Annotated in this window: 25 protein-coding genes and 1 tRNA gene; 13 read left to right on the top strand and 13 right to left on the bottom strand. The window is 74.0% G+C overall.

Annotated features, from left to right (window positions below):
• Positions 1 to 5 precede the first annotated feature (5 nt).
• From ACFPL3_RS16990 to ACFPL3_RS16975, 4 genes are all read right to left on the bottom strand, one after another.
• Positions 6 to 620: a TetR/AcrR family transcriptional regulator gene (locus ACFPL3_RS16990; RefSeq protein WP_343946301.1), complete on the bottom strand. Its 615-nt coding sequence runs from the start codon at positions 618 to 620 to the stop codon at positions 6 to 8.
• Positions 620 to 1,468, bottom strand: coding sequence for an oxidoreductase (locus ACFPL3_RS16985; RefSeq protein ID WP_343946300.1), 849 nt, complete (start codon positions 1,466 to 1,468; stop codon positions 620 to 622). Before ACFPL3_RS16985 ends, ACFPL3_RS16990 begins: the two co-directional genes overlap by 1 nt.
• Positions 1,469 to 1,557: 89 nt before the next feature.
• Positions 1,558 to 2,343: an MBL fold metallo-hydrolase gene (locus tag ACFPL3_RS16980; protein ID WP_343946299.1), complete on the bottom strand. Its 786-nt coding sequence runs from the start codon at positions 2,341 to 2,343 to the stop codon at positions 1,558 to 1,560.
• Complete coding sequence (locus ACFPL3_RS16975; RefSeq protein WP_343946298.1) at positions 2,340 to 3,140, bottom strand: NUDIX hydrolase; 801 nt, start codon at positions 3,138 to 3,140, stop codon at positions 2,340 to 2,342. Before ACFPL3_RS16975 ends, ACFPL3_RS16980 begins: the two co-directional genes overlap by 4 nt.
• A gap of 39 nt (positions 3,141 to 3,179) precedes the next feature.
• Between ACFPL3_RS16975 and ACFPL3_RS16970 the strand changes: the two genes are divergently transcribed.
• On the top strand, positions 3,180 to 4,043 hold the full coding sequence (locus ACFPL3_RS16970) for a Gfo/Idh/MocA family protein (RefSeq protein WP_343946297.1): 864 nt from the start codon (positions 3,180 to 3,182) through the stop codon (positions 4,041 to 4,043).
• A gap of 542 nt (positions 4,044 to 4,585) precedes the next feature.
• Here ACFPL3_RS16970 and ACFPL3_RS16965 read toward each other — a convergent pair.
• From ACFPL3_RS16965 to ACFPL3_RS16950, 4 genes are read right to left on the bottom strand one after another with little or no spacing between them, the layout of a single operon-like run.
• Positions 4,586 to 6,526 carry a hypothetical protein gene (locus ACFPL3_RS16965; protein ID WP_379589297.1) on the bottom strand — a complete coding sequence of 647 codons (1,941 nt, stop codon included), beginning with the start codon at positions 6,524 to 6,526 and terminating at the stop codon, positions 4,586 to 4,588.
• 32 nt (positions 6,527 to 6,558) lie between these two features.
• Complete coding sequence (locus tag ACFPL3_RS16960) at positions 6,559 to 7,128, bottom strand: hypothetical protein (protein WP_343939419.1); 570 nt, start codon at positions 7,126 to 7,128, stop codon at positions 6,559 to 6,561.
• Positions 7,125 to 7,589: a RidA family protein gene (locus ACFPL3_RS16955; RefSeq protein ID WP_343939417.1), complete on the bottom strand. Its 465-nt coding sequence runs from the start codon at positions 7,587 to 7,589 to the stop codon at positions 7,125 to 7,127. Before ACFPL3_RS16955 ends, ACFPL3_RS16960 begins: the two co-directional genes overlap by 4 nt.
• 4 nt (positions 7,590 to 7,593) lie before the next feature.
• Complete coding sequence (locus ACFPL3_RS16950; RefSeq protein ID WP_324244201.1) at positions 7,594 to 7,773, bottom strand: DUF4177 domain-containing protein; 180 nt, start codon at positions 7,771 to 7,773, stop codon at positions 7,594 to 7,596.
• A 71-nt stretch (positions 7,774 to 7,844) separates the two neighbouring features.
• Between ACFPL3_RS16950 and bagA the strand changes: the two genes are divergently transcribed.
• Together bagA and bagB are read left to right on the top strand one after the other, a co-directional pair.
• Positions 7,845 to 8,873: an ATPase BagA gene (gene bagA / locus ACFPL3_RS16945; protein ID WP_343939412.1), complete on the top strand. Its 1,029-nt coding sequence runs from the start codon at positions 7,845 to 7,847 to the stop codon at positions 8,871 to 8,873.
• Entirely contained in the window at positions 8,870 to 10,021 is a 1,152-nt protein-coding gene (bagB, locus tag ACFPL3_RS16940; protein ID WP_343939410.1) for an ATPase BagB, read from the top strand. Before bagA ends, bagB begins: the two co-directional genes overlap by 4 nt.
• A 29-nt stretch (positions 10,022 to 10,050) precedes the next feature.
• Here the strand turns inward: bagB and ACFPL3_RS16935 are convergent, their stop codons facing one another.
• Both ACFPL3_RS16935 and ACFPL3_RS16930 read right to left on the bottom strand, forming a co-directional pair.
• On the bottom strand, positions 10,051 to 10,260 hold the full coding sequence (locus tag ACFPL3_RS16935; RefSeq protein ID WP_343939408.1) for a hypothetical protein: 210 nt from the start codon (positions 10,258 to 10,260) through the stop codon (positions 10,051 to 10,053).
• A gap of 117 nt (positions 10,261 to 10,377) precedes the next feature.
• Positions 10,378 to 10,812 carry a VOC family protein gene (locus ACFPL3_RS16930; RefSeq protein ID WP_343939406.1) on the bottom strand — a complete coding sequence of 145 codons (435 nt, stop codon included), beginning with the start codon at positions 10,810 to 10,812 and terminating at the stop codon, positions 10,378 to 10,380.
• A gap of 80 nt (positions 10,813 to 10,892) precedes the next feature.
• Here ACFPL3_RS16930 and ACFPL3_RS16925 point away from each other — a divergent pair, with 80 nt between their 5' ends.
• Positions 10,893 to 11,474, top strand: coding sequence for a TetR/AcrR family transcriptional regulator (locus ACFPL3_RS16925; protein WP_343939404.1), 582 nt, complete (start codon positions 10,893 to 10,895; stop codon positions 11,472 to 11,474).
• 18 nt (positions 11,475 to 11,492) lie between these two features.
• On the opposite strand, the gene ACFPL3_RS16920 is transcribed toward ACFPL3_RS16925, so the two are convergent.
• Positions 11,493 to 11,858 carry a WhiB family transcriptional regulator gene (locus ACFPL3_RS16920; protein ID WP_343939403.1) on the bottom strand — a complete coding sequence of 122 codons (366 nt, stop codon included), beginning with the start codon at positions 11,856 to 11,858 and terminating at the stop codon, positions 11,493 to 11,495.
• Between the two features lie 150 nt (positions 11,859 to 12,008).
• On the opposite strand from ACFPL3_RS16920, the gene ACFPL3_RS16915 reads away from it, so the two are divergent.
• From ACFPL3_RS16915 to ACFPL3_RS16890, 6 genes are all read left to right on the top strand, one after another.
• Entirely contained in the window at positions 12,009 to 14,366 is a 2,358-nt protein-coding gene (locus tag ACFPL3_RS16915; protein ID WP_343939401.1) for a transglycosylase domain-containing protein, read from the top strand.
• 81 nt (positions 14,367 to 14,447) lie between these two features.
• Positions 14,448 to 14,729 carry a hypothetical protein gene (locus ACFPL3_RS16910; protein WP_343939399.1) on the top strand — a complete coding sequence of 94 codons (282 nt, stop codon included), beginning with the start codon at positions 14,448 to 14,450 and terminating at the stop codon, positions 14,727 to 14,729.
• Positions 14,730 to 14,904: 175 nt separating this feature from the next.
• Complete coding sequence (locus ACFPL3_RS16905) at positions 14,905 to 16,875, top strand: bifunctional MFS transporter/dTMP kinase (RefSeq protein WP_379589291.1); 1,971 nt, start codon at positions 14,905 to 14,907, stop codon at positions 16,873 to 16,875.
• The gene (locus ACFPL3_RS16900; RefSeq protein ID WP_343939395.1) at positions 16,872 to 18,023 is read left to right on the top strand and encodes a DNA polymerase III subunit delta'; all 1,152 of its coding nucleotides are present in this window, start codon (positions 16,872 to 16,874) and stop codon (positions 18,021 to 18,023) included. The genes ACFPL3_RS16905 and ACFPL3_RS16900 overlap by 4 nt, the downstream gene beginning before the upstream one ends.
• 111 nt (positions 18,024 to 18,134) lie before the next feature.
• Positions 18,135 to 20,903 (top strand): ATP-binding protein, encoded by a 2,769-nt coding sequence (locus tag ACFPL3_RS16895; protein WP_343939392.1) that lies wholly within the window; start codon positions 18,135 to 18,137, stop codon positions 20,901 to 20,903.
• A gap of 84 nt (positions 20,904 to 20,987) precedes the next feature.
• Positions 20,988 to 21,176, top strand: a complete 189-nt coding sequence (locus ACFPL3_RS16890) for a hypothetical protein (protein ID WP_343939390.1) — start codon at positions 20,988 to 20,990, stop codon at positions 21,174 to 21,176.
• Here the strand turns inward: ACFPL3_RS16890 and ACFPL3_RS16885 are convergent.
• Complete coding sequence (locus ACFPL3_RS16885) at positions 21,149 to 22,108, bottom strand: helix-turn-helix transcriptional regulator (protein WP_343939388.1); 960 nt, start codon at positions 22,106 to 22,108, stop codon at positions 21,149 to 21,151. The two genes, ACFPL3_RS16890 and ACFPL3_RS16885, sit on opposite strands and share 28 nt — an antisense overlap.
• A 55-nt stretch (positions 22,109 to 22,163) precedes the next feature.
• On the opposite strand from ACFPL3_RS16885, the gene ACFPL3_RS16880 reads away from it, so the two are divergent.
• Entirely contained in the window at positions 22,164 to 23,288 is a 1,125-nt protein-coding gene (locus ACFPL3_RS16880; RefSeq protein WP_343939386.1) for an epoxide hydrolase family protein, read from the top strand.
• On the opposite strand, the gene ACFPL3_RS16875 is transcribed toward ACFPL3_RS16880, so the two are convergent.
• Positions 23,279 to 23,980, bottom strand: a complete 702-nt coding sequence (locus tag ACFPL3_RS16875) for a class I SAM-dependent methyltransferase (RefSeq protein ID WP_343939384.1) — start codon at positions 23,978 to 23,980, stop codon at positions 23,279 to 23,281. The two genes, ACFPL3_RS16880 and ACFPL3_RS16875, sit on opposite strands and share 10 nt — an antisense overlap.
• 115 nt (positions 23,981 to 24,095) lie before the next feature.
• On the opposite strand from ACFPL3_RS16875, the gene ACFPL3_RS16870 reads away from it, so the two are divergent.
• Positions 24,096 to 24,172 (top strand) — tRNA-Thr (locus ACFPL3_RS16870).
• Positions 24,173 to 24,341: 169 nt separating this feature from the next.
• Positions 24,342 to 24,644 (top strand): type II toxin-antitoxin system Phd/YefM family antitoxin, encoded by a 303-nt coding sequence (locus ACFPL3_RS16865; protein WP_343939382.1) that lies wholly within the window; start codon positions 24,342 to 24,344, stop codon positions 24,642 to 24,644.
• The last annotated feature ends 14 nt before the right edge of the window (positions 24,645 to 24,658 follow it).

The following is a 24,658-nucleotide window of genomic DNA, read 5'->3' as shown; positions in this document are numbered from 1 at the left end:
CCGGCTCAGGCCGTGAGCCCGGCGCTGATCAGCCAGATGTGCTCGCAGGTCGACGACGCCCGCTGCAACGCCTCCCGGGACTCCTGCGAGGCGTGGTAGAAGCTCCGCTCGATCATCCAGCACAGGGCGCGCGCCATCGCCGACGCCTGGTCCGGTTCGGTGCCGGGCGGCACCCCGGCCCGTTCCAGGACGGCGGCGATGGCGCCGATGAACAGGTCGGCCGTGTGGCTCCAGAGCGCTCCGATCTCCGGCACGGTCAACGAGAGGTCGATCGCCGTGCGCATCACGAGGCCGTGCTCGTTCCACAGCTCGACGGTGCGCTGCATCGCGGCGGCGATGGCCCGGCGCGGGTCGTCCGTTTCCGCGGTGGCGCGCGAGCGCTCCCAAAGGTGCTCGACGGTGCGCGCCACGAGCGCCGTGACCACCTCCTGCTTGGAGCCGAAGTAGAAGTACAGGGCACCGCGGGTGATGCCGGCGCCCTGGGCGATGTCGCCGACGGTCATGGCGTCGTAGCCCTTCTGCGCCAGCAGGGCCTCGCAGGTGTCCAGGATCGCCCGCTCCCGGAGGTCGCCCTTGCGTTCGGTGACGCGCCGGCTCCGCGCAGCTCGGTGGTCGGGCATCAGAGCTGAGCACCCTCCGGGAAGTCGGTGGTGCGCGACAGCGCCTCCCAGGTGCGGATGTCCTCGTCGACGGCGGCGCGGGCCGTGGTGACGAGCCGCAGCGCGTCCGACCCCAGCACGAGGTGGGCGGGCGGCTGCTCGACCGACGCGATGTGCACCACGGCCTCCCCGGCCTTGGCCGGGTTGCCCAGCTGGTTGCCGCTGGCCTTCTGCCGCGCCTCCCGGATGGGGGCGAACAGCTCGTCGTAGTCGGCGATGGAGCGCGCGGCACGGGTCATGGAGCGGGCTGCCCAGTCGGTGCGGAAGGAGCCGGGTTCGATCGCCGTGACGTGGATCCCGAACTGTGCGACCTCCTTGCCCAGCGCCTCGAGGATGCCCTCCAGTGCGAACTTGCTGCCGCAGTAGGCGGACATGCCCGGCACCGCCATGAGCCCACCCATGGACGTGACGGCCATCAGGTGCCCGCGGCGGCGCCCGCGCATGTGGGGCAGCGCCGCCTGGAGGGTGGCCATCGCGCCGAACACGTTGACCTCGAACTGCCGCCGCACCTCGGCCAGCGGCGTCTCCTCGAAGACGCCCTCCAGTCCGTAGCCGGCGTTGGCGATCACCACGTCCAGCGGGCCGACGGTCCGCTCCACCTCGGCGACGACGTCCACGGCGGCCGCGGCGTCGGTGACGTCGAGCAGGCGGCCGTGGGCGCGCCCGGGCTCGAGGTCCTCGAAGGCCTGCCGGTCCTCCTCGGAGCGGACCGTTCCCACGACCGTGTGGCCCGCGGCGAGGGCGGACCGCGCGAACGCACGTCCGAGGCCCGAGCTGACACCGGTGATGAGCCACTTCTGACTCTGCATCGTTCCTCCGCGGATGGCTCGGCGCGAGCAGGATCGCTCCGCCATCCGAGAACTCTACACCGCGTCGATTTTTTTCATCGCTGTGCAGATTATGTGCGCAGGTGGTCCAGCTGCGCTCGGACCGACAGCTCCGCAGCCGGCCACAGCACCTCGTCGACGTCGGCGTAGACGAGCTCCACCACCTGGCGCGGGGTGGCGTCCGGACCGAGCCGGGCCAGCGCGCCGCGCACCTGCTCCAGCCGCTCCTCGCGGTGGGCGAGGTAGGCGGCCGCCACGGCGGGCGCGTCGGGGAGCTCCGGCCCGTGGCCGGGCAGCACGGCGGTGCCGGGGGCGAGCTCGGCGAGCCGGTGCAGCGAGTGGAGGTAGGGCCCGAGCGCACCGTCCGGGTGGGCGATCACGGTGGTGCCGCGGCCGAGGATCGTGTCGCCGGTGAGCACGGCCTGGTCTGCGCCCGGCCCGTCGAGCAGGAACGACAGCGAGTCGGACGTGTGGCCGGGCGTGGCCACCACCCGCAGCTCGACGCCCGCCGCCGCGACGACGTCGCCGTCCCCGAGCGCCTCGGAGCCGAGCACGAGGGACGGGTCCAGCGCGCGCACCGGCGCCCCCGTGAGCTCGGCGAACCGGCGTGCGCCGCCGGCGTGGTCGTGGTGGCGGTGGGTGAGCAGCACGAGCGCGACGGGCCCCTGCTCGGCCACCCGCCGCAGATGCTCGTCGTCCTCCTCCCCGGGGTCGACCACCACGCACCCGGCCTCGCCGGGTGCCCGCAGCACCCAGGTGTTGGTGCCGTCGAGGGTCATGGGGGAGGGATTCTCGGCGAGGAGCACCGAGGCGAGCGGGGTGACCGGGCGCAGCACGCCGTACGCGGGGGCGCTCACGCGGGGCGGCCCTGGAAGCCGTCGGCGGGGATCGTGGTGTCGTCGGGGAGCACGGACACGAGCCTGCCACCCTCGCAGCGCACGGTCGGTGTGATCGGCCGGATCACCCGGTGACCCGCCGCGGCGAGCACGGCGCTGCTCTCCGCGAACCCGGCGATCTCCTGGAGGGTGCGCGCCGTCGGCGCCATCAACTGCATCTCGTCCTCCTGCCAGCGCTCCAGCGCCTCGTCGGGGTTCCACCACTGGGCGTCGACCGCCTCCGTGGTGTGCGCGTCGGCCTCCTGCCCGGCCGGCACCCGCGCCACGAAGAACGCGGTGTCGTAGCGCCGGGGCGACCCGACCGGGGTGATCCACCGCGCCCAGGCGTGCAGGAGATCGGCGCGCAGCACCAGCCCGTTGGCCGCCAGGACGTCCGTGAACGTCCGCCGCCTGGCGACGACGTCGGCCCGGTGCCGCCGCACGTCCGGCGGGACGCCCGGTCCGGCCAGCAGCACGCCGCACTCCTCGAAGGTCTCCCGGACGGCGGCCTGCACGAAGGCGCCGGCGAGATCGGGGTCGACGCCGAGCCGCCCGGCCCACCACCCGGGGCCGGGGCCCGCCCAGTGGTCCGGATCGGGCCGGTCGCCCGCGTCCACGCCCCCGCCGGGGAACACGGTCATCCCGGCCGCGAACGCCATCCCGGTGACCCGGCGCTGTAGGAAGACCTGCAGCGGGCTGCGTCCGGGCACCGGGTGGGGGTGGTCGCGCAGCAGCAACACGGTGGCGGCCGGGCGCGGAACCACCGGTGCGGGGGACATACGCCGAGGCTAGCCCGGTGGGAGGAGAGGATGTGCGGCATGGATCGGCTGCGCGTGGGTCTGGTGGGCGGGGGCCCGTGGGCCAGAACCGTCCACGCGCCGGGTCTCGCGGCCCATCCAGGCACCGAGCTCGCGGCGGTGTGGACACGCCGCCCGGAGGTGGCGGCCGAGCTCGCCGCGGAGCACGGCGCGCGCTGCTACCCCGACCTCGAGATCCTCTTCGACGCCGTGGACGTCGTGGCGTTCGCCGTGCCGCCCCCGGTGCAGAGCAGGCTGGCGCTCTTCGCCGCGGCCGCGGGCAAGCACCTGATCTGCGAGGAGCCGCTCGCGGCCACGGTGGGTGAGGCCAGGGCGGTGGTGGACGCCGTCGAGCAGACCGGTGTGCACTCCACGCTCGTGCTGACGATGCGGCACGTGCCCGGGGTGCGCGAGTGGCTCGACGAGATCCCCGCCGAGCCCGCCGGGCCTGACACCGTCGCCTCGGCCCGCTGGCTCTGCGCCTCACCCCGGCGGGCCGGGCACGGCGCGCTCCGCGACCTCGGTCCCCATGTGCTCGACCTCCTCGACGCGGCCGTCGGCCCGGTCACGGACGTGCCGTGGGCGCGGCACGAGGAGCCCGACCTCTGGCGCTTCGGGCTCCTGCACTCCGGGGGCGCACGCAGCACCGTGACGCTGTGCACGCAGGTGCCCGTCGAACCGCCCGAGATCGAGTTCACCGTGTTCGGCGGCGCCGGACGCCACCGGCTCGCCGGCCGCGGCGCCGACGCCCCCACCTGCTACGCGGCACTGCTCGACGAGCTCGTGGCCGCCGTGGACGGGTCGGGGCCGGCGCCCGCCCTCGACGTCCGGCGCGGGTTGCACCTGCAGGAGCTTGTGGAGGCCGTGCGGTTCGCCGCGGCCTGACTGCCGTGCGAGCGCCTGGGCGAACAGTGGTCGAGATCGGGGAATCCACCGACCGGCGGCCGCGGACGGGAGCCTCAGCTCCTCCAACCGCTCCTCGAACGGGCCGCCGGTGTCGCTGGGTGAGCGGTGCCCCGGAGCAAGGCAACCGGGCGCCCGTGCCCTGGGGTCGGCTTCCGGTGTCTCGGCTCCCGAGGGCTGGAGGGGGTTGCATCCGGCACCGCCGGTGCCAGCCCGCGCATCCATGCGGCGATCAACGAGGGCTCCCCAGCCCATGATCGGTGAACCGGCCCGTTTCCCGACGGGATGCGTCGGGTTTCGCGCCGGAACGACGATCATGCCCCCGGGCGGGCGGCCCACGCCGCGTGTGATCGGCGCGAGCCGCACACCGGGGCTGTCACAGCCGCCGTGAGGTCCTGCTCGGGCGGGTTGGTCGAACCGGGAAGCACGTCCCAGCGGGCACGGCGACAGCCTCGTGCTGCTCGAGCCCGCGAGGTCCGGGCGCCGCTCCGTGCTGAGCAACGATCGAGTGGGGAATCGCTCGTCTAAGCGCCAAGGTCGGGCGGCGAGCCGCGGTGGCTGCCGTTGGTGATCCGGCGCCCGATCCGCTGCCGGTGGCCCTCCAGGAGCTCGGCCTGCAGGCGGGCCAGCAGTTGGCGGTCGGCGTCGCTCAACCGGGCCACGGACTCGGTGCGCGGCCCGAGCTCCGAGCGGCTCTCCTCGTCCTGCTCCTCCGGCTCGTTCTCGGCCGCCTCGTGTTCGGCGGCAGGCTCGTCCGGGAAACGGTGCCGGGCCGGCGTGCGCGGCACGGGCCGGGGAGCGGGGCGGTCGAAGCCGGACTCCTCGACGGGCCCGGGCTCGGGCTCCGGCTCGGCCTTCGGCTCCGCCCGCTCCTCGAGCACCGACGGGGCCATCGCCCAGGTGCCCGAGAGCCACTCCTCCGACCACTCGTCATCGGGTAGCGCGGCGGCAGGCGGCGACGGGGCCGGCTGGGGCGGGGCCGGCCGCGCGCGCCGGGAGCCCAGGCCGAGCGGGTCCTCGGTGGGGTCCAGCAGCGGGGCCAGCAGGGGCTGGTGCAACGGCCCGTTCAACGGGTCGCTCAGGGAGTCGAGGGCGGACGTCTCGCGCCGGGCCGGCCGCTCCTCCGGCGTGCCGTCGTCGGTCGGGCGCTCCGGTGCGTCGGCGTCGGTCTCCACGCGGCGCAGGTTCGGCCGCGACTCGTTCAGCGGAACCGGCCGCGCGATCGGGTTCGGCCCCGAGCGGCGCACGAGCGGGATCGGGTTCGGCACGTTCCGGGAGATCGGGGTGACGGAGGGCTGGGGCCGGGCCGCGCGCGGCGTCAGCGGCGTGGGCGGTGCGGGACGCGCCTCGTCCCGCACCGGGAGCGGCCGGGGTGGGGCGAGCGGGTGGGGCGAGGGGAGGTCCGCGAAGTCGTCCTCCACGTCCTCCGGCTCGTCGTCCTCCTCGTGCCGGTCGTCCTCGTCCTCGAGGTCGTACGGGCGCTCGTCGGTGTCCTCGTCGTCGGAGTCGGCGTCGTCGGAGCCGTCGTATTCGGAGCCCTCGTCGCCGCGCGCCTCGTCCTCGCGGGCCTCGTCCTCGGCGGTGTCCTCGTCGAAGTCGTCGTGCTCCTCGAGCAGCCGCTCGGGCTCCGGCTCGGGGTCCTCCCGCGGCGCACCCGCGGGCTGCAGTCGCACGGTGGCTGCGGCCGGGTCGTCGGGCAGGGGCTCGGGGGCCCGCGCCGGCGGCCGGGGGGCCGGCCTGGGCGGATCGGCCGCGAGCGGGTGGGGCGCCGGGGCGAACGCGTGGCGCTCCGGCGCGGGCGGCGGCTGCGGGGCCGGGGCGGGCCTGACGGCGGCCTGCGGCGACGGACGCCATGGCCGGTCGTCGCCCACCTCGTGGCGCAGCTCCACGGCGGCGTCGAGGGCCGCGGCGTGGTAGCGCGGCACCGGCCCGTCGGCGGGCAGCACCTCGACCGACGCGGGCGCGCCTGCCCGGTCGAGGGCCGCGCCGAGCTGGTAGGCGAGCACCTCGGCGTGCCGGGTGTGGTCGTGCACCCGCACCAGCACCACGGGGTGCGGGAGCGGACCGGGGGCCGAGCCCGCGGGAGTGAGCCTGCGGGCCAGCAGCACGGTGCACCCGGTGAGTGGGCGCGCCGGGAAGTCGAGGAGGGCACCGGCCACCGGGTCGTCGCCCGCCGGGGCCGTGAACCGGTGCTCGGTGCCGGTGGACGGCTGGGGCGGCGGGAGCGCCGCGGCGGGGGCGAGGTCGGTGCGGGCGCTGTGAGCGGCGGCCACCAGCGCGGAGTGCACCGGCGGCGGCAGCACGACCCGGGCGGCCACCAGGCTCGCGGTGATCATCTCGACCGCCCGCGCGTCCTCACCCAGCGCGACGAGCTCGCGCGCCCATCGCAGCAGGTCGTCGTCGACCCGTCCGGCCAGCGCCAGCAGCAGGTCGTGCGTCGTGTCGCGCGACGTCGTGTCCTCCACGTGGCCTCCTCCCCTCGGGCCGGCCGCCCCCCTCACGCGCCGACCAGCGCGGTGGCGGATCGCCACAGCGGCCTGGAACCGATGATGGCTGCGTGGTGGTAGGGGGAGCGCTCTCCGTGCGGTGGGAGCACCTCCACGCACGGTGTGCGGTCGCCGTGGGCGCGCAACACGCGCTGGAGCGTGCCCGCGAGCTCCCACGGCCGTTCGGCGCCCAGCACCACGACCACGCGCTGCGCGCCGCGCATCCCCTGCCGCAGCTCGATGCACCCGGGGTGCCCGCGGACCACCGCGAGCACGGACAGAGCAGCGGTGTCGACCGCGCCGTCGCCGGGCTCGAACACGGCGTCGACGGCGGGCGGCTCCGCGGCGGGCAGCACCGCGTCCAGCAGCGGGTGCGCCGAACCGACGGCCTGCTCGAGCAGGTCGCGCTCGGCGTCGGTGACGGCCACCCGGTGGCGCAGGAGCTCGCGCGGCAGTGTGGAGCCGAGCACCTCCCGCCCGCCGTCGGCGAGCCAGTCGCGCATCCGCCACAGGATCCCGTCGGGGAGCCGGCCCGCGAGCCGCAGCAGCAGCTCGTGGCAGGCGTGGTCGGGGCTGCTCACGATTCGGTGAGCTCGACGACCAGCTCGACCTCGACCGGGACGCCCAACGGCAGCTCGGCCACGCCCACGGCGGACCGGGCGTGCCTGCCCGCGTCGCCGAAGATCTCGGCGAGCACGTCCGACGCTCCGTTGATCACCTTCGGCTGTTCGGTGAACCCTGGGGCCGAGGCGACGAACCCGACGACCTTGACGACGCCCGCGACGGAGTCGATGCCCACCAGGGCGTCGACCGCGGCGAGTGCGTTGAGCGCGCAGATGCGCGCGAGGTCGGCGGCCTGGCCGGTGTCGATCTCGGCACCGACCTTGCCCAGGGCGGCCGGCTTCCCGTCGACGAACGGCACCTGGCCGGAGGTGAACACCAGCGAGCCGGATCGGCGGGCCGGGATGTAGGAGCCCGCGGGTGCGGGCACGGCGGGCAGCGTGATGCCCAGCTTCTCGAGGCGCTCGGTCGGCTTGGTCACGGCGTCAGCTCCGCACCGGGCGCTTGAACCACGCCACGAGCTGCTCGGGGTTGGCGCCGGTGGTGACGGTGACGAGTTCCCAGCCGTCCCGGCCGAAGTTGTTGAGGATCGCCTGCGTGTTGTGGATGAGCACGGGAGCGGTGAGGTATTCCCACCTGACGTCCGACGAACCGGGGGAGGTCATGACTGGTCACTGTAGTAAGCGCCTCACCCGCTCGGACGGCCGGTCGCGGCGCGGCTCCGTAACCTGGAGCGGTGAGCTCATCCGGTTGGCCAGCAGAGTTGTCGGCGGCCCGCCTGCACGTCGTGTCCGGCAAGGGTGGCACCGGCAAGACCACCGTGGCCGCGGCGCTGGCGCTGGCGCTGGCCTCGGGCGGCCGGCGCACGCTGCTCGTCGAGGTGGAGGGCCGGCAGGGCATCGCCCAGCTGTTCGACACTCCCCCGCTCCCGTACGAGGAGCGCCGGATCGCGATCGCGCCCGGTGGCGGCGAGGTCAAGGCCCTCGCCGTCGACGCGGAGGCGGCGCTGCTGGAGTACTTCGAGCTCTTCTACCGGCTCGGGATGGCCGGCCGCACGCTGCGCCGGATGGGAGCTGTGGAGTTCGCCACCACGCTCGCCCCGGGGCTGCGTGACGTGCTGCTCACCGGCAAGGTCAAGGAGTGCGTCAACCGGCGCGACGCCGCCGGGCAGCCGGTGTACGACGCCGTGGTGCTCGACGCGCCGCCCACCGGCCGCGTGGTGAGCTTCCTCGACGTCACGAAGGCGATGGCCGACCTCGCGCGCACCGGCCCGATCCACAGCCAGGCCGCGGGCGTGGTGCAGGTGCTGCACTCGCCGCTCACCGCGGTGCACCTGGTCACGCTGCTGGAGGACCTGCCCGTCACCGAGACGCTCGAGACGGTGGACGAGCTCACCGCTGCGGGGTTCCCGGTGGGTGCGGTGATCGTCAACCGGGTGCGGCCGCAGTGGTTGCCCGACCGGTCGGTGACCGCCGCGGCGGGTGGCCGGGTCGATTCCGGCCGCATCCGCGCGGGCCTGGCCTCCGCCGGGCTCGACCTGCCCTCCGACGTCATCGACGGGCTCGTGGCCGAGACCGTGGAGCATGCCGTGCGCGTGCACGGCGAGGCCGCGGCGCTCACCCGGCTCGAGGAGGCGGTGGCGCTGCCCCGGCTGGAGCTGCCCCAGCTCGTGGAGGGGGTGGACCTCGGCTCGCTGTACGAGCTGGCCGAGTCGCTCGTGGAGCAGGGCGTGGGCCGGCCGGTGGCGAGCGGGGTCGGATCGTGAGCCCGCGCACCACTCCGGAGCTCGACGTGGACGCGTTGCTGGACGACCCGGGCACCCGGATCGTGGTGTGCTGCGGGTCCGGTGGGGTCGGCAAGACCACCACGTCGGCCGCGCTGGCGATCCGCGCCGCCGAGCGGGGCAGGCGCACCGTGGTGCTCACCATCGACCCCGCGCGCCGCCTCGCCCAGGCCCTCGGCATGCAGGCCCTCGGCAACGAGCCCGGCCGCGTGGCCGCCGCACGGGGCGACCTGCACGCGATGATGCTGGACATGCGCCGGACCTTCGACGAGATGGTCCACGCCCACGCCGAGCCCGACCGGGCCGAGGCGATCATCGCCAACCCCTTCTACCAGACGATCTCCTCGTCGTTCTCCGGCACGCAGGAGTACATGGCGATGGAGAAGCTGGGTCAGCTCGCGGCCACCGGCGAGTGGGACCTCATCGTGGTCGACACGCCGCCGTCGCGCTCCGCGCTGGACTTCCTGGACGCGCCGCAGCGCATGTCCACGTTCCTCGACGGCCGGATGATCCGCCTGCTGTCCGCCCCCGCGCGGGCGGGCGGGCGCGGGCTGCGCAAGCTCGTGGGCGCGGGCTTCTCGCTGTTCGCCAAGGCCGTCTCGACGATCATCGGCGGCCAGATGCTGGCCGACGCGTCGGCGTTCGTGCAGGCCTTCGACACGATGTTCGGCGGGTTCCGGGAGCGGGCCACGGCCACCTACGCCCTGCTGCGCTCGCCGGGCACCGCGTTCCTCGTGGTGGCCGCGCCGGAGCCGGACGCGCTGCGCGAGGCCGCCTACTTCGTCGACCGGCTCGCCGCCGACGACATGCCGCTGGCCGGTCTGGTGCTCAACCGCACCCACCCGGTGCTGGCCGACCTCTCCGCCACCCGGGCCCGTGCCGTGGCCGAGGAGATGCGGTCGGCGCCGCTCGCGGCGGCCGTGCTGCGGCTGCACGCCGACCGCGTGGACCTCGCCGACCGGGAGGAGCGCCTGCTCTCCCGCTTCACCGCCGCCCACCCGGGCGTGGCGGTGGCGCGGGTACCGGTGGTGGCGGGCGACATCGCCGACCTCGACGGGCTGCGCGAGGTCGGCGAGCGGCTCGCGGGCACCGCGGAGGCCGGCGCCCCGGCCCTGCGTTCGGTCCGCTGACGCGACCTGTTGCCGGGGGCCTGGCGGGGTCAGCCGGTGCGGGGGTGGCAGCCCCAGAGCAGGGTGGCCCAGAAGCTGCAGTCGACGTACATCACGGGCTCGACCTGTCGCGTCGAGACGCCGTCAGGTGATTCCTGGACGACTGCAGCGGGGAGCACGACGGCAGCGGCGAGAAGCGTGCTGACGGCGAGCCGGGCGACGAGCTGAGTGGCGAGTCCCTTGGCGTTCTGCGGTTTCACGAACGTTGTTCTCCTTCGTGTCGGCGGGCCTCAACAAGCGGGACGCTAGGGGTGTTGCCGGCACAGCACGAGATCGAGAACGGACGTCCTACGCCCGGTTCTTGCCATCGAGACCCGTCAGCCCACCGTGGGTCCGCCGGGTTCGACGAAGGCTGAGGCGTACTCCGGGGCCGGCGCGATGTTCGTGATCACGTCGATCAGCACCCCGCACGGGTCGGCGACGATGAAGTGGCGCTGCCCGAACGGCTCGCTGCGCAGTTCCAGCAGCGGGCTCAGCCCGCCGCGCACGACGAGGCGCTCCCACTCGGCGTCGACGTCGGCCACCTCGAAGTTGAGCAGCAGCCCCTGCACCGGGCGGCGGTGGCCCTCCGGGAGGGTGGGGTGGGTGTGGTCGAGGAGGGCGAGCTCGTAGGCGGGCGGGCCGGCCCGGCGCAGGCTGACGTACCAGTCCGCCTCGAACGTGGTATCGAAGCCGAAGAAGCGCGTGTAGAACTCGTGCGCCTCCCGCAGCCGGGACGTGCCGATCACCGGGTAGAAGCTGGTCAGCTGCACGGTTCCCCCTGATTCGCGTACCGTTGGTATGTGAAGACGGTAGTTCACATACCAACGGTATGTCAACGGAGGCGGGCGAGATGGGACGGGTGGAGCAGCGGGAGCGGACGCGCGCCGAGCTGCTGGCCGTGAGCAGGCGGCTGTTCGCGACGCGCGGGTACGCCGCGGTGGGCCTGGCGGAGATCGTGCGCGAGGCGGGGGTGACGAAAGGGGCGCTCTACCACCACTTCGAGGGCGGCAAGACCGACCTGTTCCGCGCGGTGCTGGCCCAGGTGCAGGACGAGGTCGGGCGCACGGTGGCGACGACGGCAGGTGCGGAGACCGACCCGTGGGATCGGCTGCTGGCGGGGTGCCGCGCCTTCCTCACGGCGAGCACCGACCACGCCGTCCGCCGGATCATGCTCCTGGACGGGCCCGCCGTGCTCGGGTGGAGCGAGTGGCGTGCGATGGACGAGGGCGGGTCGGCCCGCCACCTCGCCGACGCGCTGACCACGCTCGTGGAGGCGGGCGTGGTGGTGCCCCAGCCGGTGGCGCCGCTGGCCCGGCTGCTGTCGGGCGCGATGAACGAGGCGGCGCTCTGGCTCGCCGAGAGCGGCGACCCCGCCGACCTCGACGCCGTGCTCACGGCTCTGTTCCGCATGCTGGCGGCCATGCGCGCCTGAGCGGCGGGCGCCGCCGCGTCACGCCGTCTCGTCCAGCCCGTGGTGGCGGCGGCGCTGCTCTCGTTCGGCCGCCCGCGCCAGCTGCTCGGCCGTCTCCTCCGCCACCGACTCGTAGTGGGCCGTGCGGGCGTCGTGCAGGAGGTCGGCCCACGACGTGACGTCCGGCCGGGCCCGCAGCAGCGCGCGGCGCTCGCGCTCGGTCATGCCGCCCCACACCCCGAACTCGATGCGCTGGTCGAGGGCGTGGGCGAGGCACTCCGTGCGTACCGGGCAGGCCCGGCAGAACAGCTTCGCCTCCCGCTGCCGTGCCCCCGTGACGAAGAGGCCTTCCGCGTCGGTCGTGCGGCACCGTGCAGCAACCCGCCAGTTCCACCGGCCCGTCATGGTCGCCCCTCCCCGGATCCCGTGCTCGTCATGACCAGCACAGACGAATTCTCAGAGGCCGGGGTTCCACCGGTAACCGAGCAAAATTACTCAATCGCGGTCGGGCGATCTCCCCTACTCCATCCGGCGGTCGGCGTAACCTGGCGCCCCGTGAGCTTCCCGCGCCATCTCGCCCGGCCGATCGGCCTGCTGCTCGGGCTCGGGCTCCTCGCAGGCGTGGTCGTCGCGGGGATGGCCTTCCCCGTCACCGCAGGTCTGGGGCTGATCGCCAGCGACACCGGCGACAGCGTCAACACGGTGTCCGCCGACCTGGTGGACGGCCCGCTGCCCCAGTCCACCACGGTCACCGACTCGGCGGGCGTGCCGATCGCGCGGTTCTTCGAGCAGGGCCAGAACCGGCGATCCGTCACGGCCGACCAGATCTCGCCCGCCATGAAGGCGGCCATCGTGGCCATCGAGGACCGGCGGTTCTACCAGCACCAGGGCGTCGACTGGCAGGGCACGCTGCGCGCGCTCGCCGCCAACTCCGCGTCCGGTGAGGTGGTGCAGGGCGCGTCCACGCTCACCCAGCAGTACGTCAAGAACTACATGCTCTACGTGGCCGCGGAGACGGAGACGGAGCGGCTCAAGGCCACCGAGCAGACCCCAGCGCGCAAGCTCAAGGAAGCGCAGATCGCCCTGCAGATGGAGCAGCGGCTCTCCAAGGACGAGATCCTCACCCGCTACCTCAACATCGTCTCCTTCGGCAACGGGGCGGCGGGCATCGCGGCGGCGGCGCGCACCTACTTCGGCACCACCCCCGACCAGCTCACGGTCCCGCAGGCCGCACTGCTGGCCGGCATGGTCAACAGCACCTCGGCGTTCGACCCGGTCACCAACCCGGAGGCGGCGCTGGAGCGGCGCAACCTGGTGATCCACCAGATGCGCGACCAGCAGATGATCGACAGCGCGCAGGCGGAGGCGGCGCTCGCCACCCCGCTCGGCGTGGTCAGCCCGCTCAACACCCAGCCCAACGGCTGCATCGGCGCGGGCGACGCCGGGTTCTTCTGCAAGTACGTGGTGGACTACCTCACCGAGGCCGGCTTCTCCCTCGACCAGCTCAACCGCGGCGGCTACACGATCAAGAGCACGCTCGACCGCAACGTGCTCAACACCATGAAGGCCTCGCTCGACGCCGAGGTGCCGCCGAAGCAGCCCAACGTCGCCAACGTGATGTCGGTCGTGCAGCCGGGCCGCGACAAGCACCGCGTGCTCGGGATGGCCTCCAGCCGCACGTTCGGGCTCGACGCCGAGGAGCTCGAGACGAGCTACGGGCTGCCGTACGAGCCGGTCAACCTGGGTGCGGGCTCGGTCTACAAGATCTTCACCGCCGCCACGGCCCTGGAGAAGGGCCTGGGCATCAACTACCAGCTCACGGTGCCCCCGAGCGGCTACGCCTCGCCGATCTACATCGACGGGGCGGGCCGGCCGCTCCCGGTCCGCAACTCCAGCGACAACCTGCCGCCGCGCATGTCGCTCACCGACGCGCTGGCGCAGTCGCCCAACACCGCGTTCATCAAGCTCGAGGAGTTCACCGGCGTGCCGCCGGTCGTCGACATGGCGGTCCGGCTCGGCATGCGCTCCCTGGCCAAGACCCCATTCGTCGACCCGGGCACCGGCCGCCCCACCGACCGCTCGATCGCCGAGGTCACGAAGGCGCAGAACCTGGCCTCGTTCACCCTGGGCGTCAGCCCCACCAGCGTGCTCGAACTCTCGAACGTCGGCGCCACCCTGGCCAGCGCGGGCACCTGGTGCCCGCCCAGCCCCATCGAGTCGATCACCGACGCCGCGGGCAACCCGGTGCCGGTCACCGAGGCGCCGTGCGAGCAGGCCGTCGAGCCGGGCCTGGCCAACGCCATGTTCAACGCGCTCAGCAAGGACGACGTGCCGGGCGGCACGGCGGCGGGCGCCGCGAGCCAGGTGGGCTGGAACCGGCCGATGGCGGGCAAGACCGGCACCACCCAGCAGCACAAGTCGGCGGCGTTCGTCGGGTTCGTGCCGCAGATGGCCGGGGCGGTCATCACGTTCGACAACTCGCGCTCGCCCCGCCCGCTGTGCGACGGCGCCGGGTCGCCGTTCCCGTGCCGCAGCGGCAACATCTTCGGCGGCAAGACGCCCGCCGAGACGTGGTTCGGCGCGATGAAGCCGCTCACCGACCCGCTCCCGGTGCTCCCGCTCCCCACCGTCGACGACCGCTTCCTCGAAGGTGGTGCCGAGTCGCGCATCCCCGACGTGGTGGGCGACTCCGAGAACGAGGCGCGCGAGGAGCTGGAGGACGCGGGCTGGTCGGTGTCGGTGCGAGAGGTCGACAACGCCGCCGACCGGGGCACCGTGGTGGGCCAGAACCCGCGGGGGTCGGCACTGCCGGGCGAGACCGTGGAGCTCAGCATCTCCAGCGGCGAGGCACCCCCACCACCCGACGCCCCCGGCGACGATGACGACGATGACGACGAAGGGGACGGCGACTGACCTCACCTGTTCGGGTCACCGCCGCGCCGCCACGTCCGGGTTCCTCGATCGGGGAAAGGTGCGCGCCTACCATCCGCCCACGTGAGTGCCTGTTCGGATGAGGGTTCGTCCGCGCGGGACGTGCCCCCCGACGGGACGCCCGCGGAGCGCAGGCTGCACGAGGAGATCCCCCGGCCACGGCCTCCCGGGTGGCCGCCCGGCCCGCCGCCGCGGCCGCGGATCGTCGACGAGCCCGGGATCCTCGGGCTCTCGCGGTTGACGCGCGGGCGGTTCGGCTCGCGGCTGTTCAACCTGTTCTTCGTGCTGGTGTTCGTGGTGATCCTGGTGCAGATGGTCTCGGCGATCCTCGAACACCCCTGGTAGGGCCTGATGGGCCGCCGCTCCGAGCGGGGCACGCGGGGTGTCCCGGCTACCCTGGGCGGGGAATGCGGCCGGCACGCGGAGGAGGTGAGCGGCGATCGCCACCGAGTCCGTACCGCCACGTCCGCCCGGCCCTGCGCCGCAGCTGTCGGCCCCCACATCGCACCGCGTCCGCAGCGTGCTCGCCATCCCGGCGTTCCGCAGGTTGTGGCTGGTCACGTCCGTCGCGGGCATGTGCGACTGGATGAGCCTGCTCGCCCTGTCCGCCCTCGCCACCCAGCTCACCAGCGGCTACACGGCGCAGAGCTTCGCGCTCGGCGGCGTGGTGGCCACCAAGCTGTTCCCGGCGCTGGTGCTGGGGCCGCTCGCCGGGGCGCTCGCCGACAAGTTCGACCGCCGCCGCGTGATGGTGGTGTGCGACCTGCTGCGGTTCGCCCTCTTCGTGTCCATCCCGCTGGTCGGGTCGCTGTGGTGGCTGTTCCTCGCCACGTTCCTGATCGAGATCTGCGCGCTGTTCTGGATCCCGGCCAAGGACGCGTCGGTGCCCAACCTGCTGCGCCGCCCCGACCAGGTGGAGACGGCCAACCAGCTCAACCTGGTGATGACCTACGGGGTCGCCGTCATCACCGCGGCCAGCCTGTTCGCCGTGATCAACCGCGTGGGCGGGATGCTCGGCGGGACTGGCTCGGCACTGCACACGGTGTTCGTCGCGCTCTTCCTGAGCGGTGCCGCCTACCTCGTCATCGCGCTCACGGTCTGGTTCCGCATCCCGGAGATCTCCGGGCGCGCCACCGAGCGCAGGGCGGCGGGTCCCAGCGTCGTCGGCATGCTGCGCGACGGCGCGTCGTTCGTCGTGCGCACGCCGCTGATCCGCGGGCTCGTCACCGGCATCGTCGGAGCCTTCGCGGCGGGCGGCACGGTGGTGGGGTCGGCCACCCTCTACGCCGCCAGCCTCGGGGGTGGCAACGCCGCGTACGGCGTGCTGTTCGCGTCGGTGTTCGTCGGGCTGGCCCTCGGCATGGGTGCCGCGCCGCGGATGGCGCGCCGCATCCCGCACAACCGGCTCTTCGGCGCCGCGATCGTCGCGGCCGGGATCGCGCTGGTGCTGGTGTCGCTCGCCCCGCACCTGTTCGTGGCGATCGGGGCCGTCATGCTGGTGGGGGGTTTCGCGGGCATCGCGTTCCTCACCGGGCTCACGATCATCGGCTCGCAGGTGGCCGACGAGGTGCGCGGGCGCATCGTCGCGTTCGTGCAGTCGATCGTGCGGCTCACGCTGCTCGGCTCCATGGCGCTGGTCCCGGTGATCGTCGGCCTCGTCAGCGCCCGGCGGGTCGAGCTGTTCGGCTACCCGTTCCTCGTCGACGGCACCCGCGTGGTGATGCTCGCGGGCGGCCTGGTGGCCGCCGTGGTCGGCATGCTCGCGTACCGGCAGATGGACGACCGGCGCACCGAGCCGATCCTGCCCGACCTGCTGGCGGCCCTGCGCCGCGGCGAGCCGCGCCACGGCGGTGGCGTGCTGATAGCCGTGGAGGGGGCTCCGGCCGAGGAGACCACCGAGCAGGCGGCGCGGCTGGCCCAGCGGCTGCGGGCGGCGGGCCACTTCGTCGTGGAGCCCGACGGCGGCGAGCGCGACCGGGAGCGGTGGAGCGCCGCCACGCGCGAGGCGGCCCTGTCCGGGGCGCGGGCCCGGGCGCTCGCCGCGGCCGCCGTACGGGCCGACCAGGTGGAACGCGTGATCCGCCCGGCGCTGGCGCAGGGTGCCGTGGTGGTCGTCGACCGGTTCCTCGTGAGCCCGCTGGTGCAGTTCGGGGTGGCCGCCCACCACGGGTCCGGCGAGCCCCAGCTCGACCCGCACGAGCTGGAGAGCATCGCCGCCTGGGCCACCGGCCGGCTGCGGCCCGACGCGTCGGTGCTGCTCGACCGCGCGCCGGTGGAGGCGCCGCCGCCGGCCGGTGGCGTGGCCGGTGAGGAGCACGTGCGCGTCCAGCGCCTGCTCACGCGGATGGCCGCAGCGGAGCCGCACCGCTACGTGGTGGTCGACGCCGACGGCACGCGCGACGAGGTGGCGGAGCGAGTCTTCCGCGGGGTGGAGCCGCTGCTGCCCCCCGCACCGTCCCGGGAGGAGGACACGGCGGTGATCGGGCGATGACGGTCTGGGACGAGGTGGTCGGGCAGCCGGCCGCCGTGGCCGAGCTGTCCGCCGCGGCGTCCGATCCCACCGCCATGACCCACGCGTGGCTCTTCACCGGCCCGCCCGGATCCGGGCGGTCGGTGGCGGCGCGCGCGTTCGCGGCCGCGCTGCAGTGCCCGCGGCACGGGTGCGGCGAGTGCACGGCCTGCCACACCGTCCTCGCGGGCACCCACTCCGACGTGCGCGAGGTGGTGCCGGAGGGGTTGTCGATCTCGGTGCGCTCGATGCGCCAGCTCGTGCAGTCCGCCGCCCGCCGCCCGGCCACCGGGCGCTACCAGATCCTCATCATCACCGACGCCGACCGGCTCACCGAGAACGCCGCCAACGCGCTGCTCAAGGCCGTCGAGGAACCACCCGACCAGACGATCTTCCTGCTCTGCGCGCCGTCGGACCACCCGGAGGACGTCGCCGTCACCATCCGGTCGCGGTGCCGGCCGATCCCGCTGCGCACGCCGTCGGCCCCGGCCATCGCCGACGTGCTGGTGCGCCGCGACGGCATCGACCAGGAGACCGCGAGCTGGGCGGCGTCCGTGGCGGCCGGGCACGTCGGGCGGGCGCGCAGGCTCGCCCGCGACCCGGCCGCCCGGGCCCACCGGGAGCTGGTGCTGGGCCTGCCGCTGCGCGTGCGCAACCTCGGCGACGCATTCACCTACGCGAGCGACCTGGTGCGCGACGCCAAGGCCGAGGCCACCGAGCTCAGCGAGAGCCGCGACGCCGCCGAGCGCGAGGAGCTCGCCGTCGCGATGGGGGCGGGCGGCACCGGCAAGGGGGCCGCTGCGGCCGCCCGCGGCGCCAAGGCCGCCGAGCGCGACCTGGAGCGGCAGCAGAAGTCGCGCAACACGCGCACCCAGCGCGACGCGCTCGACCGGGCGCTCACCGACCTCGCCGGGTTCCTCCGCGACGCGCTGGTGGTGGGCAGCGGCGCGCAGGTGCCCCTCACCCACCCCGACCGCGAGTCCGACGTGCGGCGGGCCGCCACGGACTGGTCGCCCGAGTCGGTGCTGCGCAGGCTGGAGGCGGTGCTGGCGTGCCGCACCGCGCTCGACCAGAACGTCAAGCCCGACATCGCCGTCGAGGCGATGATGACAGCGCTGCAGCGCGGCTAGCGCCGCCTGGATCACGAAGCCCATCGACCCGGACTTCCTCAACACGGCCTAGAGGTCAGCCGACGGCGAACTCCATTTGCTCGTCGGAGTCGTCGGGCAGAATCCACTGGTGTGGGGGACACGGCGCACACGCTGATCTCGGCGCGGGAGGCCGAGGTGCTGGCGGCCGTCGGCGAGCACCTCACGAATTCCGAGATCGCCACGCGGCTGTTCATCTCCGTCCGCACCGTGGAGAGCCACGTCTCCTCGCTGCTGCGCAAGCTCGGGGCGGAGGACCGCAGGGCGCTCACCCTCATCGCGGGCGAGCGGGCGGCCGCACCCGCACCGGCGTCCACCCCCGCGTTGCCGCCCGCGCTCACCCCGTTCGTGGGCCGGGCCCGGGAGCGGGCCGAGCTGGCGGCGGCGCTGCAGAGCCAGCGCCTCGTCACCGCGGTCGGGCCGGGTGGCGTGGGCAAGACGCGCCTCGCGCTGGCGGTGGCCGCCGACGTCGCCGACCGGTTCGCCGACGGCGTGCGGTACGTCGACCTCGTCCCCGTCACCGACGCCTCGATGATCGCTCCCACCGTGGCCGCCGCGCTGGGGCTCGGTGAGCAGCAGGGCCGCACCCGGCTGCAGACCGTGCTCGACTGGGCCGGCCACCGCAGCGCCCTGCTCCTGCTCGACAACTGCGAGCACCTCGTCGACGGCGTCGCCGACCTGGTGGAGCGGCTGCTCGCCCACAGCCCCGGCACCACCGTGCTGGCCACCAGCAGGGCCCGGCTGCTGCTGCCGTTCGAGCGGGTGTTCCCGGTGGCCGGGATGTCGGTCGACCGCACGGAGGGCGACGCCGTCGCGCTGTTCGAGGAACGCGCCGCGGCCGCTGGTGTGGCGCTGCAGCCGGACGACCGGCCCCGCATCGCCCGGGTCTGCCGCGGGCTCGACGGCGTCCCGCTCGCCATCGAGCTGGCGGCCGCCCGGCTGCCCGCGCTCGGCCTCGACGGGCTGGAGGCCGGGCTGGCCGACCGGTTGCAGCTGCTCACCGGTGCGCGGCGCGTCGACAGCAGGCACCGCTCGCTGCGCTCCACGCTCGACTGGAGCTACGCGCTACTGGATCCGCAGGTCAGAGCGGTGCTGCGGCGGGTTGCGGTGTTCGCGGGGCCGTTCCGCGTGGAGAGCGCGGTGGCGGTGGCGGGGGCGCAGCCGGTGGCCGAGCGGGAGGTGGCCGCCCACCTCGCGGCGCTCACCGACCACAGCCTCCTGGTGTCCGTCGCGGCGTCCGACGGCACGCGCTACCGGGCGCTGGAGACCGTCCGCCAGTACGGTGTGGAGCTGCTGGAGCAGGACGGCGAGCTCGCCGACTGCCGCACGCGCCACCTGGAGTGGGCGCTGCGCACGGCGGCCGACCTGCTCGCCGACGACGAGGTCGACTCCCCGGGGTGGCGGTCCCGATTCGACCGGCTCGCCGACGAGCTGCGGGCCGGGCTCGGTTGGGCCGAAGGCGCCGGGTCGAAGCACGCCTACGACGGCAAGGTGCTGCTGGCCACGCTGTGCCACCGCCGCGGCATCGCGAGCGAGGCGCAGTGGCGTTTCGAGCAGGCGGCCGCCGTGGCGCCCGACGAGTCGGGTGCTGCCGGGGCACTGCGCCTCGCCGCCGACGTGGCCGCAAGCCGGCTGGCGGGCGACGACGCGATCCGGCTGCACCGGGCGGCGGCCGAGCACCACCGCCGCGCCGGTGATCCCGCCGCAGCGGCCCGCAACCTCGCGCGGGCGGCGGAGCTGTGGAACCGCGCGTCCGGCACCATCGCGGCGCGTCCGGACGAACTCGCGCCGAGCGTCCTGATCGAGGAGGCGCGGGAGCTGGCGGGCGACGACCCGGTCGCGCAGGCGCGCGTCGCCGCTGCTGAGTCGTTCGCCGTGCCGGAGACGGAGGAGGCCTGCGCCGAGGCCGTGCGCGTCGCGCTGGAGGCCGCGCGGCGTGCGGGCGACCCGATGGCGGAGAGCACGGCCCTCGACCGGCTCACCACCATTCAGCTCTCGCGGGGAGAGTGCCGGGCGGCCCTGGCCGGGGCGCGGTACCGGATCGAGCTGCTCACGCCGCTCGCCCTCGATCCCGGCGTGGGCTTCGACCTGTCCGACGCGCACGTGATGGCCGTCGAGTCGGCGATCGCGGCGGGCCGGCTCCCCGAGGCGCGCCGGCTCGCGGAGGGCATCCTCGACCTCCCGTTGCACCGCGAGGACGGCCACGTCCGGGTGGCGCGGCTGATCCTGGTCTGCGCCCTGGAGGGCGACTGGGAGCGCGCCATCGCCGCGGGCGACCAGTTCCGCGAGGGCTGGGAGCGCGCAGGCAACCCGCGGGTGCCCACCCTGCGCCGGGCGGCCCGGGCGATGGCCACGGTCCACGGCATGCGGGGCGACGAGGCCGCCCGCGCTGAGTGGATGCGCATCTTCAGCGCGCTCGTGCCGTCCCTGCGCCAGACGCACGACCGGCACAGCAGCGCGTACCTCGAGTCGCTCCTGCTGCTGCACCTCGGGCGGCACCGCGAGGCGGTCGACTGTTTGTCGATCCACCCCCACGAGCTGCGCCGCTGGTACGAGGGCATCTGGCGCCCCTGGTACGCCGCGGCGTGGGCCGAGGCGGGGGTGCTCGCCGGGGAGCCGGACGCCGGCGAGCGCATCGCCGCCGTGCGGGCCACCACCGCGGAGAACGCCGTCACCGCGGCGCTCGTCGACCGGGCCGCCGCGCTCGCATCGGGCCAGCGCGCCGGCGTCCTGGCGGCGGCGGAGGCGCTGGAGGCGGCGGGGTGTCGCTACCAGTGGGCCCGCAGCCTGCTCCTCGCGGGCGGCCCGGAGCGGGAGCGGGGCGCGTCCGCGCTGGCAGCGATGGGTGCCGTGGTCGTCTGAGTGCTCACCACGGAGCGCGGTTCCGTGGTGGTTCCGTGCTCCGCACGGATGGCACGGGGGCCGCGGCGGACGATCGTTCTCCCCATGCTGAACCAGCTCCACACCGCCGCTGACATCGCCGCCGACCACCGCCGCACCCTGCTGGCGGAGGCCGATGCCCACCGGCTCGCCCGCGTGGCCCGGCCCGCTCGCCACGCCCGGCGCGCCTGGCTCCCGTTCCTGCGGCTGCGTCGCGCTCAGCGCGTTCAGACCTGCGGCAGCGCACCTGCGTAGCGCGTCGCGAGCGTGCGGACGTGGTCGACGAGCTCGGGGGGTTCGGCCACGTGGAAGTCGAGGCCGAGCATCCCGATCCAGACGGCCACCATCTCGAGGCTGTCGCCGCCGGTCACGAGCACGCTGCGGTGCTCGTCCACGGTCTCGACCACGCCGACCGTCGGGTTGATGCGGGCGAGCACCTCGTCGGCGGGTGCGTCGACCTCGATGCGGGCGTGCACCGCCCAGCCGGTGAACGCCACCTCGCGCAGCACGAACGCGGTGTAGTCCCCGCCGGGCAGCGGGTCGGGGGTGAACCGAGGGCCGCCGGGCACCTTGAGGCGCATCCAGTCGACGCGGTAGCTGCGCCACTCGCGCGTGCGCCGTTCCCGCGCCACGGCGTACCACCGCTGCTGCCAGCTCACGAGCCGGTAGGGCTCGGCCTCCACGTGCTCGTCGTCGCGGTAGACGAACCGGATGCCCGTGTGGTCGCGCACCGCCACCGCGAGCTCGGTGAGCAGTGCCGGGTCGACCGGAGGGTCGTCCACGTTCGTCGCGGTGTTCGCCGGGCCGGTGGACGTGCTGTCGTGCAGGGCGCGGACGCGGCGACGCAGCCGGGACGGCAGCACGTGCTCGAGCTTCGCCAGCGCGAGGGCGCTCGACTCCTCGATGCCGCGCACGGCCGTCACCGCCTGCAACCCCACCGCGATCGCCACGGCCTCGTCGTCGTCGAGCAGGAGGGGCGGCAGCTTGCCCTGGTCGCCGAGCCGGTACCCGCCGCGTGGCCCGCGGATCGTGTCGATCGGGTAGTCGAGCTCCCGGAGCCGCTCGACGTCCTTGCGCACCGTCCGCTCGCCCACGCCGAGCCGCGCGGCCAGCACCTCACCCGGCCACGTGCCGGGTTTCTGGAGCAGCCCGAGCAGCGCCAGCAGACGGCGCGAAGTTTCGAGCACATCTCCTCCGAATACAGGAACGAACTGTGCCGGTACTGCCTCTAGCGTAGCCACCATGACCAGCACCCAGACGCTCTCCGTCCGCCCCTTCGAGATCGCGGTCCCCCAGGCCGACCTCGACGACCTGCAGCACCGGCTCGAGATCACGCGGTTCCCGGAGCCGGCACCCGGCGACGACTGGAGCTACGGCACCCCGGTCTCCTACCTGCGGGAGACGGTGGAGCACTGGCGTACCGCGTTCGACTGGCGGGCGCAGGAGGAGCGGATGAACGAGTTCCCGCACTTCCTCACCGAGATCGACGGCCAGACCGTCCACTTCGTGCACGTCCGGTCGGCCGTCGAGGGCGCGACCCCGATCGTGCTCACCCACACCTACCCGGGCTCGTTCGCCGACTTCCTCGACGTGATCGGCCCCCTCACCGACCCGGTGGCGCACGGCGGCCGCGCCGAGGACGCCTTCCACGTGGTGATCCCCTCGATCCCAGGCTTCGGGTTCAGCACCCCGCTCTCCGAGGGCGACTGGACGATGGCGCGGGTCGCCCGCACCTGGGACGCGCTCATGCGTGGGCTCGGGTACGAGTCGTACGGCGCCCACGGGAGCGACGGCGGCGCGATGGTCTCCCGCGAGCTCGCGATCCTGAACCCGCCCGGGTTCCTCGGTGCCCACGTCCTCCAGCTGTTCTCGTTCCCGTCGGGTGACCCCGCGGAGTTCGAGAAGATGAGCCCCGCCGACTACGCGGCGCTGCAGTTCGCGGGCTGGTTCCAGACCGTCAACGGGTACGCGCAGATGAACGCCTCCCGCCCGCAGACGATCGCGGCCGCGCTGTCGGACTCGCCGGTGGGTCAGCTCGCCTACAACGAGCTGTTCGAGAACTTCGGCAACGGCACCAGCCTGGTCAGCCGGGACCAGGTGCTGACGCAGGTGACGCTCTACTGGCTCACGAACACCTCGGCGACGGCCGTGCGCTACCACCACGCCGAGCGGAACGCGGATCCCGTGGTCAACGACGGCCCGATCGGCGTCACGGTGTTCGCGGACGACTTCAAGTCGATCCGCCCGTTCGCCGAGCGGGACAACACGAACATCGTGTCCTGGACCGAGCGCCCGCGCGGCGGCCACTTCGCCTCGATGGAGGTGCCGCAGGACCTCGTCGAGGAGATCCGCGCCTTCTACTCCTGAGGCATCCGGAAGAAGATCATGGGGTTGTCGCCGGGCCCGCGCACCGGCGACAACCCCAGCTCCTCGCGCAGCCCGGTGAGCGTCGTGTAGACGTCCCGGGCTCTCGCGCGTGCCGGGGTGAAGAACGGCACGCCGCGTTCGCCCAGCCAGCGCACCACCACGCGGCCCTCGTGCAGCGGCAGCGTGACGCGGAAGTGGTAGACGTCGTGCACGCTCACCGGGATCCCGGACGGCACGCGCGGGAACAGGTGCTCCAGGTACCAGCGGGCGAACCGGCCGCTGTGCGCGGCGTCGACGAACAGGTAGCCGGTGTCGGCGGGCACCCGGTCCAGCGTCTCCTGGATGTCCCCCCGCACGAACGTCCACCGCCCGCGCGCCAGGTCGTCGGGGACGTTGCGCACGACGTTGTCGATCCGGTCGAAGCTGTGCAGCTCCCCCGTCCCGTTGTCGCGCAGGGCGCTGAGGATCCACGACGTCGACCACCCGTGGAACGTCCCCAGCTCCATCACCACCGCGGGCCGGGTGGCCCGCAGCAGCAGGTACGTGATCTCCGCTTCGAGGTCGTCGAGCTGCGGGGTCATCCGCGACCCCATCGACTCCGCGAACGCCCGCTGCTGCTTCCCCACCGCGGCCAGATCGCCCGCGTACTCGCGGTACAGCGCGCAGACGTACGCGAGGTCGATCTTCTCCAAGGGACGGCCTCCAGCGCTCGGGACGGGCCGGGCCACTGTAACCGCCGGTCAGCGCCCCACCGGCCCGGGCGGCGGGGCGCCCCGAGCGGGTCGCTACACTGGGCGCGCACCACCCGCCGCCTTAGCTCAGTCGGTTAGAGCGACGCACTCGTAATGCGTAGGTCTGGGGTTCGACTCCCCAAGGCGGCTCCACGCTTCACCACAGGGTCAGACCGCGTCTCGGTCACCTGTCATGGCCGACGAAAGCAATGATCACCGGGATTCCGGTCCACGACTGGTTTGCGCAGCCGGGACATCGAGCTGGCGCACCGATGCAGCTCCTGGGTAGGATTCTACCTAGCAGCGGACGAGGAGTGCGCTCATGAAGGTAGACACCAGAGACCTGATCAGCATCACCGAAGCGAGCAGCAAGGGCGTCTCGAAGCTGGTGACGGACGCCGAGGCCGGCCGTCCGCAGGTGCTGCTGCGCAACAACAAGGCAGTCGCGGCCGTCGTCGACATCAGCAGTATCGAACGTCTCCAGCGGCTCGACGAACTGGAGGACGACCTGAGACTCCTGAGCATCGCGCTCGTCCGTGCTGCCGCGGACAGTGGTCGTCGCTACGACCTCGACGAGGTCCTGGCGGAGGCCGGGATCGATCCCGACAGCCTGGACGACGAGTAGGACACGAACGCCGT

The organism is Pseudonocardia zijingensis, assembly GCF_042657305.1.
GTDB classification, from domain to species: domain Bacteria; phylum Actinomycetota; class Actinomycetes; order Mycobacteriales; family Pseudonocardiaceae; genus Pseudonocardia; species Pseudonocardia zijingensis.
Note: the sequence above shows the minus strand (reverse complement) of the source record. Positions and strands in the feature narration are given on the sequence as shown.

What these genes read in the sequence shown, in the direction of transcription:
- ACFPL3_RS16865 (WP_343939382.1), top strand. Translation starts at nt 24,342, where the DNA reads ATGAAGGTAGACACCAGAGACCTGATCAGCATCACCGAAGCGAGCAGC.
- ACFPL3_RS16920 (WP_343939403.1), bottom strand. Translation starts at nt 11,858, where the DNA reads ATGACGGGCCGGTGGAACTGGCGGGTTGCTGCACGGTGCCGCACGACC.
- ACFPL3_RS16880 (WP_343939386.1), top strand. Translation starts at nt 22,164, where the DNA reads ATGACCAGCACCCAGACGCTCTCCGTCCGCCCCTTCGAGATCGCGGTC.
- ACFPL3_RS16970 (WP_343946297.1), top strand. Translation starts at nt 3,180, where the DNA reads ATGGATCGGCTGCGCGTGGGTCTGGTGGGCGGGGGCCCGTGGGCCAGA.
- ACFPL3_RS16925 (WP_343939404.1), top strand. Translation starts at nt 10,893, where the DNA reads ATGGGACGGGTGGAGCAGCGGGAGCGGACGCGCGCCGAGCTGCTGGCC.
- ACFPL3_RS16985 (WP_343946300.1), bottom strand. Translation starts at nt 1,468, where the DNA reads ATGCAGAGTCAGAAGTGGCTCATCACCGGTGTCAGCTCGGGCCTCGGA.
- ACFPL3_RS16890 (WP_343939390.1), top strand. Translation starts at nt 20,988, where the DNA reads ATGCTGAACCAGCTCCACACCGCCGCTGACATCGCCGCCGACCACCGC.
- ACFPL3_RS16975 (WP_343946298.1), bottom strand. Translation starts at nt 3,140, where the DNA reads ATGTCCCCCGCACCGGTGGTTCCGCGCCCGGCCGCCACCGTGTTGCTG.
- ACFPL3_RS16950 (WP_324244201.1), bottom strand. Translation starts at nt 7,773, where the DNA reads ATGACCTCCCCCGGTTCGTCGGACGTCAGGTGGGAATACCTCACCGCT.
- ACFPL3_RS16990 (WP_343946301.1), bottom strand. Translation starts at nt 620, where the DNA reads ATGCCCGACCACCGAGCTGCGCGGAGCCGGCGCGTCACCGAACGCAAG.
- ACFPL3_RS16900 (WP_343939395.1), top strand. Translation starts at nt 16,872, where the DNA reads ATGACGGTCTGGGACGAGGTGGTCGGGCAGCCGGCCGCCGTGGCCGAG.